General features: G+C 38.3%; 12 protein-coding genes, 1 other RNA gene and 1 pseudogene. 3 read left to right on the top strand and 11 right to left on the bottom strand.

Annotation, left to right across the window (positions count from 1 at the left end):
* Positions 1-7: 7 nt before the first annotated feature.
* Together ACZ76X_RS19245 and ACZ76X_RS19240 are read left to right on the top strand one after the other, a co-directional pair.
* The gene (locus ACZ76X_RS19245) at positions 8-1,879 is read left to right on the top strand and encodes an FtsX-like permease family protein (protein WP_479851390.1); all 1,872 of its coding nucleotides are present in this window, start codon (positions 8-10) and stop codon (positions 1,877-1,879) included.
* A gap of 255 nt (positions 1,880-2,134) precedes the next feature.
* Positions 2,135-2,302 (top strand): annotated as a pseudogene (locus ACZ76X_RS19240) (IS4 family transposase); the annotation flags it as partial.
* 555 nt (positions 2,303-2,857) lie between these two features.
* On the opposite strand, the gene ssrA reads toward ACZ76X_RS19240, so the two are convergent.
* The 7 genes from ssrA to ACZ76X_RS19205 form a co-directional block, all read right to left on the bottom strand.
* Positions 2,858-3,212, bottom strand: a transfer-messenger RNA (tmRNA) gene (ssrA, locus tag ACZ76X_RS19235).
* Between the two features lie 125 nt (positions 3,213-3,337).
* Positions 3,338-3,805: an SsrA-binding protein gene (gene smpB, locus ACZ76X_RS19230; RefSeq protein WP_001123907.1), complete on the bottom strand. Its 468-nt coding sequence runs from the start codon at positions 3,803-3,805 to the stop codon at positions 3,338-3,340.
* A gap of 125 nt (positions 3,806-3,930) precedes the next feature.
* A complete protein-coding gene (gene rnr / locus ACZ76X_RS19225) occupies positions 3,931-6,357 on the bottom strand; it encodes a ribonuclease R (RefSeq protein WP_479851389.1) in 2,427 nt (808 codons plus the stop codon).
* A 142-nt stretch (positions 6,358-6,499) separates the two neighbouring features.
* Positions 6,500-7,240, bottom strand: a complete 741-nt coding sequence (gene estA / locus ACZ76X_RS19220) for a carboxylesterase (RefSeq protein ID WP_000761976.1) — start codon at positions 7,238-7,240, stop codon at positions 6,500-6,502.
* Between the two features lie 155 nt (positions 7,241-7,395).
* On the bottom strand, positions 7,396-7,629 hold the full coding sequence (gene secG / locus ACZ76X_RS19215; RefSeq protein WP_479851388.1) for a preprotein translocase subunit SecG: 234 nt from the start codon (positions 7,627-7,629) through the stop codon (positions 7,396-7,398).
* Positions 7,630-7,723: 94 nt separating this feature from the next.
* Positions 7,724-8,416, bottom strand: a complete 693-nt coding sequence (locus tag ACZ76X_RS19210; RefSeq protein WP_000078299.1) for an LrgB family protein — start codon at positions 8,414-8,416, stop codon at positions 7,724-7,726.
* Positions 8,413-8,781: a CidA/LrgA family holin-like protein gene (locus tag ACZ76X_RS19205; protein ID WP_479851387.1), complete on the bottom strand. Its 369-nt coding sequence runs from the start codon at positions 8,779-8,781 to the stop codon at positions 8,413-8,415. The genes ACZ76X_RS19210 and ACZ76X_RS19205 overlap by 4 nt, the downstream gene beginning before the upstream one ends.
* Positions 8,782-9,195: 414 nt before the next feature.
* On the opposite strand from ACZ76X_RS19205, the gene ACZ76X_RS19200 reads away from it, so the two are divergent.
* Positions 9,196-10,146 (top strand): nucleoside hydrolase, encoded by a 951-nt coding sequence (locus ACZ76X_RS19200; RefSeq protein WP_479851386.1) that lies wholly within the window; start codon positions 9,196-9,198, stop codon positions 10,144-10,146.
* A 50-nt stretch (positions 10,147-10,196) separates the two neighbouring features.
* On the opposite strand, the gene eno is transcribed toward ACZ76X_RS19200, so the two are convergent.
* Genes eno through ACZ76X_RS19180 form a run of 4 tightly spaced genes read right to left on the bottom strand, consistent with a single transcriptional unit; the run spans position 10,197 to position 15,021 of the window.
* Positions 10,197-11,492 (bottom strand): phosphopyruvate hydratase, encoded by a 1,296-nt coding sequence (gene eno / locus ACZ76X_RS19195; RefSeq protein ID WP_000103949.1) that lies wholly within the window; start codon positions 11,490-11,492, stop codon positions 10,197-10,199.
* A gap of 30 nt (positions 11,493-11,522) precedes the next feature.
* A complete protein-coding gene (gene gpmI / locus ACZ76X_RS19190; protein WP_098669522.1) occupies positions 11,523-13,052 on the bottom strand; it encodes a 2,3-bisphosphoglycerate-independent phosphoglycerate mutase in 1,530 nt (509 codons plus the stop codon).
* Positions 13,049-13,804 (bottom strand): triose-phosphate isomerase, encoded by a 756-nt coding sequence (tpiA, locus tag ACZ76X_RS19185; RefSeq protein ID WP_001231037.1) that lies wholly within the window; start codon positions 13,802-13,804, stop codon positions 13,049-13,051. The genes gpmI and tpiA overlap by 4 nt, the downstream gene beginning before the upstream one ends.
* 32 nt (positions 13,805-13,836) lie before the next feature.
* Positions 13,837-15,021 (bottom strand): phosphoglycerate kinase, encoded by a 1,185-nt coding sequence (locus tag ACZ76X_RS19180; protein WP_078417346.1) that lies wholly within the window; start codon positions 15,019-15,021, stop codon positions 13,837-13,839.
* Positions 15,022-15,126: the final 105 nt, after the last annotated feature.

Below are 15,126 nucleotides of genomic sequence, written 5' to 3'. Positions count from 1 at the left end.
TTCCAGTATGTTATTTAAACTTTCCATGTCAGGGCTAAAGAGTAAGCTAAAAGATTACATTGTCTTACTTGTCGGTCTTGTCATGTCGATTTCAATTTTTTATATGTTTCAAACGTTAGCGCTGAATACGGCGTTTCTAGAATCTAATTCAGCCATTAATTCTATTGGATTCGTATTCCAAGCAGGATCATTTCTATTAGCAATTACAACGTTCTTCTACATTTTATATGCGAACTCTTTCTTATTATCTCTTCGTCAAAAAGAATTCGGTATGTATATGATGTTAGGAGCGAAAAAACATAAAATTACGTTACTTATGTTTATTGAAACAATCGTAGTAGGTGCTGCATCTCTTGCAATCGGAATTGTAGTTGGTGTAGGGTTTGCAGCTGGTATCGGACAGTTATTAATGAAACAGCTTGAGTTTGCTGGTGAAGGGTATACATCGTTTTATATGCCATCTCTGACTGTTACTTGTCTCTTCTTCTTTGCACTATTTGTATTATCAGCAATTATGAACAGTATTAAATTATCACGTATTTCTGTATTACAACTTGTACATGCAGAAACACAAAGAGAACGTGTTGTGGTAAAAGGAAAAATGAAAGGTTTAGTTGCATTCCTTGCCGTTATTTTATTAGGAATTGGCTATGCATCAATGATTTATATGGGAAAATTAAAAGAAATGGGAATTATAATAGCATTAATTACAACCACAGCTGGTACTTACATGCTATTTGGCTCACTTCTTCCATTTATCATTAAAAAGTTAAAGGGTAATAAAAAACATAGTGAAAAAGGCCTTAACACTTTTACGCTTGCACAATTAAACTTCCGTATCAATAGTTTAACAAAAGTGCTTGCAACAGTGGCAATGTTAGTCGCTCTTGGAGCGGGTGCAATTTCAGGTGGTATGGCGTTTAAAAATAACGTTATAAAAACAGTTGATGGTGCAGCAATATACGATTCGATTATTCATAATCCCACAGTTGAACAAAAGAAAATTTTAGATGGCATATCATTTAAAAATAAAGCTGAATACCGATATAAAGTAGATGATCAGTATGTTTATTATTTGAAAGAGGATTTGGATAAAAATCGACCACTTATTTCAGATAGAGTAGGCAAAGATGCTCTTGGTAAAGTTAAAGAAATTATCGGTAAAGTTAAAGAAATTTCCGGAGAAGTTCCTGTAGATGCAATTACAAGATCAAACATGGAGAAAAATGAAAATGTAAAAGAGATGCCAGTGGAATGGGACGATGCATTCAGAGCAATCCAGCCATATTTCTTATATACCCAAAAAGCAATTAAAATTGTAGATCAAAAAACATATGATAGTGTAAATGGTAAAGAAGGAATGGTATTCCTTGGTAAGACATATGATTTTGTATCGTACACAAAAGAATGGAAAAAACTTGACGAGTTGCAGCTAGTTAAATATAAAAATATAAAACCTGCAGTTTTGGACAGTAAATATCAAATGTATGATATGCTCTATAGCGTAGCAAGCGGAACAGTATTTATGGGCTTCTTCCTTGGAATTGCTTTCTTAGCAATGATGGCAAGCTGTCTAATGTTTAAAATTCTTTCTGGTGCATCAAAAGATATTATGCGTTATCAAATGCTACGAAAAATCGGTGTGCGCCGTGAGTTACTAACGAAATCGATTTATAAAGAGTTATTCTTAGTATTCTTATTCCCGGCAATTGTGGGTATCGCTCACGTATTAGTTGGTATGAATATTTTCGGATTTATTTTACTAGATCCGTACTTCCGTATTTGGGTACCAATCATAATTTTCGTAGTTATATATTCGATTTATTACTTTATCACAGTACAATTGTATAAGAGGATTGTTCTTCCGAAAAAGGACTAAAAAATAATAAATACCGAGTAATAATGCTCGGTATTTATTATTTTTTATTTTTGATCTTTTGTTTTTTATTAAAATAGGTATTCAATCTTTGTTTCAACGTATTTTTCCTTATAATTTTTAGTTCCACACTTTTAATGAATGTTTTTCTATAGATCTGAATGGTTGGAACTACTCATCACTTAAAGATCTGACGTACTATTTGAAGCGAGATATCCCCACGTAATAATCATCAAACTAAAAAATTTGTATCCATTTTATCAATCTTTACAAAAAAACACCCAAGAATTAACAAAGATATTGTTACGTCTGTTCAATCTCTTACAGAAAAACGGACGAAAATCCCATAGGTATGAGAAGAAAACAGTCTTTGATATCTTAGGCGTCTTATACAACTTTTCTATGTCTCACAATCATGTAGCATAATTCAAAAAATTGAAACCCTATAGGATTTATTTGGTATGCAAATCTTTAAAGAACTTACACTGGATCCTTAGAAAAAAGAAAAATTATCATGTGAAGTTAAACTTATATAATCTTAGGTTGATGGGCATGAGGCGGTACTCCTATTAATAGAATATGCATTTTGTAACATACAAAAAGGAACCCATTTTGAAAGAAGATTGATTAGAATGGATTCTACGGCCTTGAAATAGATGCAATTTTCACAAAAAAGTTTAATCGTTTTAAGGTGAATTATGTTAGACATTATATACCAGCAAAAGTAGATAGTTAGATGATACCACTATCTAAAAAAATATTTTATTAGTTCAAGTCTTAATATTTTAGCACAATCGTTCAAATAAAATAAAAATTATTTTAAGTTCTTTTTTACAAACGATTTAACTTTTTTAAAAGCGACAGATTTATATATATTTTCGAACCATAACCTTGCCACAAATCAAAAGAACCATAACCTTGCCAAAATGGCAAAGTTATGGTTCAAATCACAAAATAAAAAACCACCAAACAGTTATGTATTGGTGGAGACGGTGGGAGTCGAACCCACGTCCAAAAATATCGGCACTTAAGCTTCTACGAGTGTAGTCGATATATTAGCATTTCGCGAACTCTTCGGCCTATCGACAGGCTTCCAAGTTGCTAGTCTGGTTGTTCTCTTCCTTTGTCCTCAGACGGCGAACTCCGGCGTAGTCCACTTAGTTTGAGTCCCTTACCCTACCACATGGACGATGGAGGGAGGAACCTTTAGTGCAATTAAGCAGCTAAAGAAAGATTGTTTTGTTTGCCAATTATAGGCTTTGACGTTTTAACGAGGCCGATCCCCTCGACTCGCAACCTAAGCTCGAACTATCCCTGTCGAATCCGTAACGTCCCCATGATAAAAATGGAGCATACGAAGAAATTTCGTGATAGCTACTAAGAGCTGTTTTTCAATGTGCAACAATCTTACATAAGTTATTATATCATACGCGCGCCGTTTTACAAATGTAAATATCTGTATTACATCTTTTGACGATCACGGAACGCGCGTGCAATTTCACGTTTAGCTTCTTTCTCTTTTAAATCGTGACGCTTATCATATTGTTTCTTACCTTTTGCTAAACCAAGTGCCATTTTCGCGAATCCATTTTTCAAATAGATTCTAACTGGAACTAACGCATAGCCTGTTTCTTTTGAAGCACCTGTTAACTTCTCAATTTCTTTTTTATGAAGAAGTAACTTTCTTGTACGAAGTGGATCATGATTGAAACGATTCCCTTGTTCGTACGTGCTAATATGCATATTATGAACCCATACTTCACCATTATGTACACGAGCAAATGCATCTTTCAAGTTCACACGTCCAGCGCGAATCGACTTAATTTCCGTTCCTTGAAGGACAAGCCCTGCTTCGTATGTTTCTTCGATGAAATAATCATGAAAAGCTTTTTTATTTTGTGCAATAACCTTACCTGAACCTTTTGGCATATAACGTCCCTCCTCTATTTTTACTATTGTAACAAATGTTAATAAAAAGCGAAAGTGGCTCGCTCTCAAGCCACCAAGAAAAAAGAAAAAGCCCCGCTTTTCATCAAAGCGAAGCCACTCTTTTCTTACTTACGCTTTTTCTTTTTCTTCTTGAATCCTGGTACGTTTTCGAAGAATGCTTTTTTCTTCTTGCCGTTACCATCTTTTTTCCCTGGCTGGCTAGCTGATGCTGACGCGGAAGCGGATCCTCTTCCTTTTCCTTTGCCACCACGGTCAAATTTTCTTCCTGTGCCACGTTCTCCGCCACGCTCATTACTGCGTTCGCTACGTCCACCGCGTTTCTTTCTGCCTGTTCTTGGCTGTTCGATCACGACTGGACGATCTTTGAACTTACGACGAGGCGTACCTTTCATGCCAACGATTTCAAAGTCGATTGCACGCTCGTCTTTGTTTACGTTAATAACACGAATGGTAATTTCGTCTCCGATGCGGAATACGTTACCTGTACGTTCTCCGATCATTGCGAAATGCTGCTCGTCATAACGGTAGTAATCATCCGTTAAGTAGCTAACGTGTACAAGACCTTCAATTGTATTTGGAAGCTCTACGAATAAACCGAAGTTTGTTACAGAGCTAATCATACCGTCATACTCTTCACCGATCTTATCAACCATATACTCTGCTTTTTTCATTTCGTCTGTTTCACGTTCTGCTTCAACAGCACGGCGTTCCATATTAGAAGAATGATCTGCAATCTCAGGTAATTTTTCACGCCATTTTGCTTGTGTTTCACTGTCGACTTTACCGTTAATAATGTATTCACGAATTAATCTATGAACAATCGTATCTGGGTAACGACGAATTGGTGATGTGAAATGTGTATAGAACTCAGTTGATAAACCGAAATGTCCTAAGCTATCCGCATCGTAACGTGCTTGCTTCATGGAACGAAGCATAACCGTTGAAATAACTACTTCTTCAGGCTGTCCTTGCACCATTTCAAGAATTTGTTGCAGCGCACGAGGATGTACTTCATTTGCACGTCCTTTTACCGCATATCCGAAGTTCGTTACAAACTCGAAGAAACGCTCTAGCTTATCTTCTTTTGGATCTTCATGGACACGGTACATGAATGGTACGTTCATCCAGTGGAAATGCTCTGCTACTGTTTCGTTCGCAACAAGCATAAATTCTTCGATTAGTTTTTCTGATACAGAACGATCACGCATAACAACGTCTGTCGGTTTTCCTTCTTCATCTACTAATACTTTCGCTTCTTTAAAGTCAAAGTCGATTGCACCGCGGCGCATACGTTTTTCACGTAGGATTTGTGCCAATTGACCCATCTCTTTAAACATCGGTACAAGCGGCTCATAGCGCTTAATTAATTCTTCGTCCTCATCTTCTAAAATGCTTCTTACGTCAGCATACGTCATACGCTCTGTCGTTTTAATTACACTTTGGAAAATCTCGTGTTTTACGACGTCACCTAAGTTGTTGATTTCCATTTCACAAGACAATGTCAGACGGTCTACTTTCGGATTTAATGAACAAATACCGTTAGATAGACGGTGCGGAATCATCGGAATTACACGATCAACAAGATATATACTCGTCGCTCTCTCTGCTGCTTCTACATCAATTGGAGAACCTTCTTGAACGTAATGACTTACATCCGCGATATGAACGCCAAGCTTATAGTTACCGTTCTCAAGCTTCGTTACTGTAACAGCGTCATCTAAATCTTTCGCGTCTGCACCGTCAATCGTTACGATCATTTGGTCACGCAGGTCACGACGATCTTTTAAATCTTCTTCTGAAATCGTTTCTGGTACACTGTTTGCATGCTCCATCACCTCTTCAGGGAACGCTAAAGGTAGATGATGTTTATGAATAACAGATAAAATATCTACTCCTGGATCATTTTTATGACCTAGAATTTGAATAACTTCACCTTCTGCACTTAAACGATTCTCTGGATAACTCGTAATTTTCACAACTACTTTATGACCTTCTACAGCACCCATTGATGCACTTTTCAAGATAAAGATATCACTCGTCCAGCGCTTATTGTCCGGTATAACAAATCCAAAGTTTTTCGATTCTGTATATGTACCAACTAGTTCTTTCGTGCCGCGTTCTAAAATGCGTACAATTGAACCTTCTTGACGTGAACCGCTCGATTGGGAACTAAGGCGCGCTAATACTGTATCGCCATGAAGTGCACCGTTTAACTCTGTAGGCGGGATGAAAAGATCATCGTCTCCCGTTTTCTTCTCGTCTGGTACAACGAACGCAAAGCCACGTGCATGTCCAATTAACTTACCACGTACTAAATTCATCTTTTCTGGAAGACCGTAACGATTGCTACGCGTACGAATAACAAGTCCCTTCTCTTCCATCATTACAAGTGCCTTTACAAAATCTTTAAAGCCTTCAGAACCTTCAATTCCAAATGCCTCTTCTAACTCTTGTATCGTTAGCGGTTTATACGCTTCTTCTCTCATAAATAATAACAACTTATCAATATGTTCTTGTGTGATTTCTTCCAAGCAAAAATACCTCCTTTAAAACCTTATATTATTTAGTGTATCCGAAAGATAGGGGATGTATAAAGCGAAACTTCAATACTCCCCTTATGATTTTTACAGTTTTCACAAAAAATTCCTTATGAAAAAAAGAGGCAACTAGATCTTACCAATCTAGTTGCTCCAAGAAGTTATATACATCCTCATGTAGCTCGTCACGCTGTTTATCAAGTGTAATGACATGCGTAGAGTCTTCATACCATTTAATGTCTTTTAACGTTGATTCTACACCGTTATAAATAATGTTAGCACTATCAGTATTAATCATTTCATCATGACGCGCCTGTACAACAAATGTTGGGGCATAAATCATGTCCACATTGTTACGCACGTCAGCAATTAATTGTTGTAATGCTTTTAATGTATTCATCGGTGTCTTTTGGAATTCCAACATTTCTTGCTCAATTTGCTCTGGTGATTTTTGCTCACGCTTTTTATATTCGCGGGCATATGCCAATATACCTTGGTACATTGTTTCTTCACTCTTAATATACATTGGTGCACACATTGGCACTACACCTAAAACCGGTACTGTATAACCTAATTTTAAAGAAAATACGCCGCCAAGTGACAATCCAACGACAGCAATTTTCTCAAAGCCTTTATCTTTTAAAAGCTGATATGCCTCCGTTACATCTTGCCACCAATCTTCAGGACCTGTATGAACAAGCTCTTCTGGTGGTACTCCGTGTCCTTTATAAATTGGCGCATGACAAGTGTAGCCTTTCTTTTCTAAGAAACGCCCTAACATACGTACATCAGCTGAGTTTCCTGTGAATCCATGTAGTAATAAAACAGCGCGGTCTCCACCTTCAAATGTAAATGGTTTCGGAGATGCTAATTTCATCATGTATTTCTCCTCTTTCTCTTCTGTAATCTAGTCGTATTCTTTCTATATCTAGTGTACCATATTTATATTTCTATAATCTAATTAGAAACTTTTTTCAAATAACAAAAAAGAAGAACCATTAGTACAACTTACTAACGCTTCTTCTTTCAATTCTATAAATTGAAGTACGTAACACCAATTGTTAATGCGAAGAACAATACAGCTAAAACAATTGTAATACGGTTTAATACCGCTTCAATTCCACGTGCCTTTTGCTTACCAAATAATTGCTCCGCACCGCCTGAAATTGCACCTGAAAGGCCTGAGCTATTACTAGATTGCATAAGTACCATAACAATCATTAAAATCGATACAATAATAAGTAAAACTGATAATAACGTATGCACTTGGCGTACCTCCTACAAAGATTCAGTTATTGTAACTGTAGCATAAATTCTATAGAAAAGCGAGAGCTATAGGGTTGCTCTCGCTTTTCTTCTATTACATGAACATCATTGCAAATAAAGGTCCAAGCAAACATGTCAAAATTGCTGTTAATGTCATTGTTACCGATCCAATAACACCTTCATGTTCATTATTTTTCATCGCTCTCATAACACCCATAATATGAGAAGCACATCCAAATCCGATACCTTTACCAACAGAGTTTGTAACACGGCTCCATTTTAATAAAAGCGGTCCGGTAATCGTTCCAGTAATACCTGCGATAACAACGAATGCTGCTGTTAATGACGGTACACCACCTACTTGCTCTGAAACACTCATCGCAACTGGCATTGTCACCGACTTTGGTAAAGAAGATAAAATTAAGCTTTTATCCGTTCCCATAAGTGACGCAATAGCAAAATCACTCGCGATGGCAACTGTTGTACCTACTAATACGCCACCAGCAATTGGTACAACATATTTTTGTAGAACGTGACGTTGTTTATAAAGAGGAATTGCAAATGCTACAACACCGGGTCCGAGCAGTTTTGCAATCCAACCGCCACCACTTTCCATATAATGTTGATAGGGTATATCAAGCATGATAAATAAGAAAGCCATTAATCCTGTTGCTACAAGCATTGGAATGGTGAATGGTGTTGGAAATAATTTATAGATTTTTTTAGATAATTGGTATAATAGCACCGTAAAAAGGACCCAACCGATTCCGATTAATATTTGGCTCATCTCGATTCTCTTTCCTTTCTATTCGCAAGATATTGTCCTGTATGTCCTGCGACAATAATAATTAAAAATGTACTCGCTACAATTGTAATGAAAAGAGAAATTCCTTTACTCATAAAAAAAGCACCGTAATTCATTAGGCCAAGCGTTGGCGGAATTAATAAAAACGGCATAATAGCAACGAGTGTTTCTGCTCCTAAATCGAACCATTTCACTGGAAGAACTTTTAGGCTAAGTAAAACAAGTAAGAAGAACATCCCAATCAAACTTCCTGGAATCGGAATATTTAACATTTCTTGCACCCAAGTTCCAACCATATAGAAAACATAAAGAGCAGCAATTTGGACAAGAATCTTTGTAAATTTCATGTTCATCATCCCTCATGTTTATACGATCTTCTGTTAATATCTTTATCATAGTATAAATTGTAAAAAGCTGCAATTTATCAACTTGACAGCAAAAACAGCCTATGTTACACGCTTACAACCTTGATATGACTGGATTTTCGAGTGTAAATTAAGTCAAAAACCTTGACCTAATATAAAAAGTTTTTATTTTCTGAATTTATATGATTGTTATTTCAATAAAATAATCTTTTTATCCTTACGCTTACATATATATAAAGTGAAACTTTAATCAGTGGGGGATTCTTTAATCAGCCCTCACCAATCGGACTTTAATGGGCAGCCCGCCCCCCACCTAAATTCTTTGCTTTCGCTGAATTTTGAGGTGGGGGTCTTACTGCCCATTAAAGTGGGATAAAGAAGATAGGTGGTGAACATATGTCCAAAAAAGTTCTTATTTTTTGTGATCCTGGAATTGATGATACGATGGCTCTCCTCCTAGCATTCTTCATCGATGAAATAGAAATCATCGGTATTGTTGCTGATTACGGCAATGTTCCAAAGGAAATGGCCGTACAAAATGCTCATTATTTTATGAACGAAACGAAGGATAGAAATATCAAAATATTTGGTGGATCAGAGCGTCCACTTACTGGTGCCCCACCTGCTTTTTTTACAGATGTACACGGGAAACAAGGGCTCGGGCCAATTATCCCAAAGGGGAATGTAACTAACGGAGAAATGGAGAATTTTTTCGAAGTTATCCCTCTTATCGAGCAGTATAAAGATGAATTAATCATTGTAAGTTTAGGAAGACTTACCTCCCTCGCAATTTTATTCATCCTATGTAAACAGTTAATGAAGCAAATTAAATCTTACTACGTAATGGGCGGTGCCTTTTTACACCCGGGTAATGTTACCCCTATTTCTGAAGCAAACTTTTATGGTGATCCTAGTGCCGCGAATATAGTCCTTCAATCCTCACCTAACATGTACATCTATCCATTAAACGTCACCCAGTATTCCATCATTACGCCAGAAATGGCTGAGTATATTGAAGCGAAAGGAAAAGCCCCACTCGTCAAACCGTTATTTGATCATTATTACTACGGATATTATAAAGACGCCCTACCACATTTAAAGGGAAGCCCCTTTCATGACACAATGCCAATACTCGCTTTACTTGATAACTCTATGTTTACGTATCACAAATCTCCTATCGTTGTCATGACAGAATCTTATGCACAAGGAACAAGCATTGGAGAATTCCCCTCTTTAGGAGAATCTAAACCATTTATTGATCGGCCGAGTCATCAAATCGCAATTGATTTTGATTATAACCGCTTCTTTAAACATTTCATGTCAATTATGACAGGTGAGCAATTTTAACCTAAAAAAACAGACCGTGATTTCTCACGGTCTGTCATTATTTTCTACAATTATCGTTTGATGTTGTAGAAAGATTTAATACCATCGTAAACAGCGATTTCGCCTAGTTCGTCTTCGATGCGTAATAATTGGTTGTACTTAGCAATACGGTCAGTACGGCTCATAGAACCAGTTTTGATTTGGCCAGCGTTAGTTGCAACTGCGATGTCAGCGATTGTAGCATCTTCAGTTTCACCAGAACGGTGAGATACAACTGCTGTGTAACCAGCACGTTTAGCCATTTCGATAGCTTCGAAAGTCTCAGTTAAAGTACCGATTTGGTTAACTTTAATTAAGATTGAGTTAGAGATACCTTTTTCGATACCTTCAGCAAGTTTTTGAGTGTTAGTTACGAATAAATCGTCACCAACTAATTGTACTTTATCACCGATACGCTCAGTTAATAATTTGTGACCATCCCAGTCGTTTTCGTCTAAACCATCTTCGATAGAGATGATTGGGAAGTCTTTGCAAAGCTCTTCGTAGAAATCAACCATTTCTGCAGAAGTTAAGCCAGTACGACCTTCGCCTGCAAGGTCATATTTACCAGTTTCTTTGTTGTAGAACTCAGAAGAAGCAACGTCCATTCCTAAGAATACGTTCTCGCCAGCTTTGTAACCAGCTTTTTCGATAGCTTCGATGATTACTTCTAATGCTTCACGGTTAGAACCAAGGTTTGGAGCGAATCCACCTTCGTCACCTACTGCAGTGTTAAGACCTTTGTCATGTAATACAGCTTTAAGTGCATGGAATACTTCAGCACCCATACGGATTGATTCTTTGAATGTTGGAGCACCAACTGGTAAGATCATGAACTCTTGGAAGTCTACGTTGTTATCAGCGTGAGAACCACCGTTGATGATGTTCATCATTGGAGTTGGTAATTGTTTTGCATTGAATCCACCAAGGTAACGGTATAATGGAAGACCTACGAAGTCAGCTGCTGCGTGAGCTACTGCCATAGATACACCAAGGATAGCGTTAGCGCCTAGTTTACCTTTGTTTGGAGTGCCATCTAATTCGATCATAGCACGGTCGATACCAGCTTGGTCAGTTACGTCGAAACCAACGATTTCTGGAGCGATTGCTTCGTTAACGTTGTTTACTGCGTTCATAACACCTTTACCAAGGTAACGAGATTTGTCGCCGTCACGTAATTCTACTGCTTCGTGTTCACCAGTAGATGCACCACTTGGTACGATAGCGCGTCCGAATGCGCCGCTTTCTGTGTAAACTTCTACTTCTACAGTTGGGTTACCACGAGAGTCAAGGACTTCGCGAGCATAAACATCAATAATTGTTGACATAATAAATTCTCTCCTTTTTATATAAGCAAATTATTTAATAATTGTTTTACCTGTCATTTCTTTCGGTTGCTCAACACCAAGAAGTGTAAGCATTGTTGGAGCGATATCACCTAAGATACCATCTTCACGTAATTCTACGTCGTTCTTAGTAACAATGAAAGGAACAGGGTTAGTTGTATGAGCTGTCATTGGCTCTCCGTCAGAAGTTAATTCTTCATCCGCATTACCATGGTCGGCAGTAATAAGTGCTACACCATCTTTTGCAAGAATCGCTTCTACAACTTTTCCTAAACATTCGTCAGTTGCTTCTACTGCTTTAATTGTTGGTTCCATCATCCCAGAATGGCCAACCATATCACAGTTCGCAAAGTTAAGAATGATAACATCATGTTTATCATTTTCAATTTCATTTACTAAAGCGTCCGTTACTTCGTAAATGCTCATTTCAGGTTTCAAGTCATACGTTGCAACCTTCGGTGAGTTAATTAAGATACGCTCTTCTCCTGGGAATTCAGCCTCACGACCACCGCTAAAGAAGAATGTAACGTGCGGATACTTTTCAGTTTCCGCGATGCGAAGTTGCTTTAATCCCGCTTGCGCAACAACTTCACCTAATGTGTTATCAAGGTTCATTGGCTTAAATGCCACGTAACCATCTACAGTTTCACTGAAATGTGTCATACAAACGAATTCAGGAATGTGAGGTACTTTTTCACCACGATCGAACTCACGGAAGTCTTCGTTTGTAAATACACGAGCAATTTGAATTGCACGGTCTGGACGGAAGTTATAGAAGATAACTGCATCATCATCATTGATTGTTGCAACTGGCGTGTTATCATCGTTAACAATTACAGACGGCAATACGAATTCATCGTAGATACCATTTGCATAAGAGTCTTCTACACACTCTTCTGCTGATTTATAAGTAGGGCCTTCACCATTCACCATAGCACGGTAACATTTTTCTACGCGATCCCAACGCTTGTCACGGTCCATGGAGTAATAACGACCAGAGATAGTCGCGAATTGTCCTACTCCTGTTTCTTTAATTACTTCATTTGTTGCATCAATATAGCTTTGTGCTGTTTTTGGTCCAACATCGCGGCCATCTAAGAATGCATGAATGTATACTTTCTCAACGCCTTCTTTAGCTGCTAAGCGAAGAAGAGCAAACATGTGGTTCATGTGACTGTGTACACCACCGTCAGAAAGTAAACCGAATAAATGAAGTGCAGTACCTTTTTCTTTTACGCTTTTAATTGCACTTTGGAACGTTTCGTTCTTATCGAACTCACCTTCACGAATTGCAACGTTAACGCGTGTTAAGCTTTGATATACAATGCGGCCAGCACCAATATTTAAGTGACCAACCTCAGAGTTACCCATTTGACCTTCTGGAAGACCTACTGCCTCACCACAAGCTGTAAGCGTTGTGTGAGGGAATTTGTTCCAGTAACCATCAAAATTAGGTTTCTTAGCTTGTGCTACAGCATTCCCGTAAGTTTCTTCACGAAGTCCGAAACCGTCAAGAATGATTAAAGCTGTTGGCTTTCTCATTTTACCGCCCCCAGAAGACCTAAGAACGAAGCAGGCTCTAAGCTAGCACCGCCAACTAAAGCGCCGTCGATGTCAGATTGTGCCATGTACTCTTTAATGTTTTCTGGTTTTACGCTACCACCGTATTGAATACGAACAGCTTCTGCAGCTGCTGGAGAAACAGCTTCTGCAACAACTTTACGGATATGCGCACATACTTCATTTGCATCTGCAGAAGAAGAAGATTTACCTGTACCGATAGCCCAGATTGGCTCATAAGCGATAACAGTTGCTTTAACTTGCTCTTCTGTTAAACCTGCAAGTGCTTTCGTCACTTGACCTGCTACTAGATCAAATGTTTTTCCGCTTTCGCGCTCTTCTAAAGTCTCACCACAACATACGATTGGTGTTAAACCATGTTCAAATGCTGCGATAGTCTTTTTGTTTACTGACTCATCTGTTTCAGCAAACATTTCACGACGCTCAGAGTGGCCAAGTACTACGTAGCCTACTTTTAAGTCGCTAAGTGCTACTGGGCTAATTTCGCCAGTGAATGCACCATTTTTTTCGAAGTGCATGTTTTGTGCACCTACTTGTAAATCAGTTCCTTCAGTCGCTGCTACAAGGCGCTCTAAGAATAGAGCTGGAGAGCAAACTACTGCATCAACAGCTGAAGCTGCTGGGATTTGACCTTTAACTTCCTCTACGAAGCTAACTGCTTCAGATAGAGTTTTATTCATTTTCCAGTTACCTGCGATAATTGGTTTACGCATGCTTTGCACCGTCCTTTTTCTTTGGCTGCTACTTATTTGTCGTTAAGACAAACGACACCTGGAAGCTCTTTACCTTCCATGAATTCTAATGACGCACCGCCGCCAGTAGAAATGTGGCTCATTTTATCAGCCATACCGAATTTTTCAACAGCTGCTGCAGAGTCACCACCGCCGATAACAGAGTATGTACCTTCTGCATCTGCTAATGCTTGTCCTACTGCTTTTGTACCTTGTGAGAATGGAGTCATTTCGAATACACCCATTGGTCCATTCCATACAACAAGCTTAGAATTTTTAATTACATCTGCATAAATTTCACGTGTTTTAGGACCGATGTCCACGCCTTCCCAGTTAGAAGGGATAGAATCGATATTAACGATTTGAGTTGTTGCAGTTTCAGAGAATTCCTCAGTGATTACAACATCAACTGGCATGTAGAAGTTTACGCCTTTTTCTTTTGCAAGTTGCATAAATTCTTTAGCTAGTTCGATCTTGTCGTCTTCACATAGAGATAGACCAATTTCATGACCTAAAGCTTTAACGAATGTGTAAGCAAGTCCGCCACCGATGATTAAGTTATCTACTTTGTCTAATAGATGACGAATTACACCGATTTTATCTTTTACTTTCGCACCACCAATAATAGCTGTGAATGGGCGTTCTGGGTTAGAAAGTGCTTTTCCAAGTACCTCTAACTCTTTTTCCATTAATAAGCCAGATACTGCTGGTAGGTAGTCTGCGATACCTGCTGTAGAAGCGTGAGCACGGTGAGCTGCACCGAATGCATCGTTTACGAAGATATCAGCAAGAGCTGCAAATTCTTTCGCTAATTCTGCATCGTTCTTTTCTTCGCCCGCATAGAAACGTACGTTTTCAAGAACTAATACGTCGCCTTCGTTCATTGCTGCAACCATTTCTTGTGCAACTGGTCCGAATGCTTCGTCTGCTTTTTTAACGTCTTTACCAAGAAGCTCGCCTAAACGTGCTGCCACTGGAGTTAAACGCATTTCTTCTACTACTTGACCTTTTGGACGGCCTAAGTGACTTGCTAAAATAACTTTCGCACCTTGCTCTACTAAATATTGAATTGTAGGAAGAGCTGCACGGATACGAGTTTCATCAGTAATTTTGCCTTCTTTCATAGGTACGTTGAAGTCAACGCGGCAAAATACACGCTTACCTTTTAAATCTACGTCACGAATTGATTTTTTGTTCATTGGATTTCCCTCCGACTACTAGTTAGGATTGACAAAACCCACTCAAAAGCTTAACACATTTGCTTTTAAAACGAAAGAAGAGAGAGAGGGAACAAACCCTCTCCC

The sequence above is a fragment of the Bacillus sp. BC05(2025) genome (assembly GCF_056725905.1).
The sequence above is the reverse complement of the archived record's forward strand: the minus strand, read 5'-3'. Positions and strand labels throughout refer to the sequence as shown.

Bases quoted from the DNA above. Each gene is read 5' to 3' on its own strand.
- ACZ76X_RS19205 (WP_479851387.1), bottom strand. From the start codon at position 8,781: ATGAAATTTACAAAGATTCTTGTCCAAATTGCTGCTCTTTATGTTTTC.
- tpiA (WP_001231037.1), bottom strand. From the start codon at position 13,804: ATGCGTAAACCAATTATCGCAGGTAACTGGAAAATGAATAAAACTCTA.
- smpB (WP_001123907.1), bottom strand. From the start codon at position 3,805: ATGCCAAAAGGTTCAGGTAAGGTTATTGCACAAAATAAAAAAGCTTTT.
- eno (WP_000103949.1), bottom strand. From the start codon at position 11,492: ATGTCAACAATTATTGATGTTTATGCTCGCGAAGTCCTTGACTCTCGT.
- ACZ76X_RS19210 (WP_000078299.1), bottom strand. From the start codon at position 8,416: ATGAGCCAAATATTAATCGGAATCGGTTGGGTCCTTTTTACGGTGCTA.
- ACZ76X_RS19245 (WP_479851390.1), top strand. From the start codon at position 8: ATGTTATTTAAACTTTCCATGTCAGGGCTAAAGAGTAAGCTAAAAGAT.
- gpmI (WP_098669522.1), bottom strand. From the start codon at position 13,052: ATGAGAAAGCCAACAGCTTTAATCATTCTTGACGGTTTCGGACTTCGT.
- estA (WP_000761976.1), bottom strand. From the start codon at position 7,240: ATGAAATTAGCATCTCCGAAACCATTTACATTTGAAGGTGGAGACCGC.
- ACZ76X_RS19180 (WP_078417346.1), bottom strand. From the start codon at position 15,021: ATGAACAAAAAATCAATTCGTGACGTAGATTTAAAAGGTAAGCGTGTA.
- ACZ76X_RS19200 (WP_479851386.1), top strand. From the start codon at position 9,196: ATGTCCAAAAAAGTTCTTATTTTTTGTGATCCTGGAATTGATGATACG.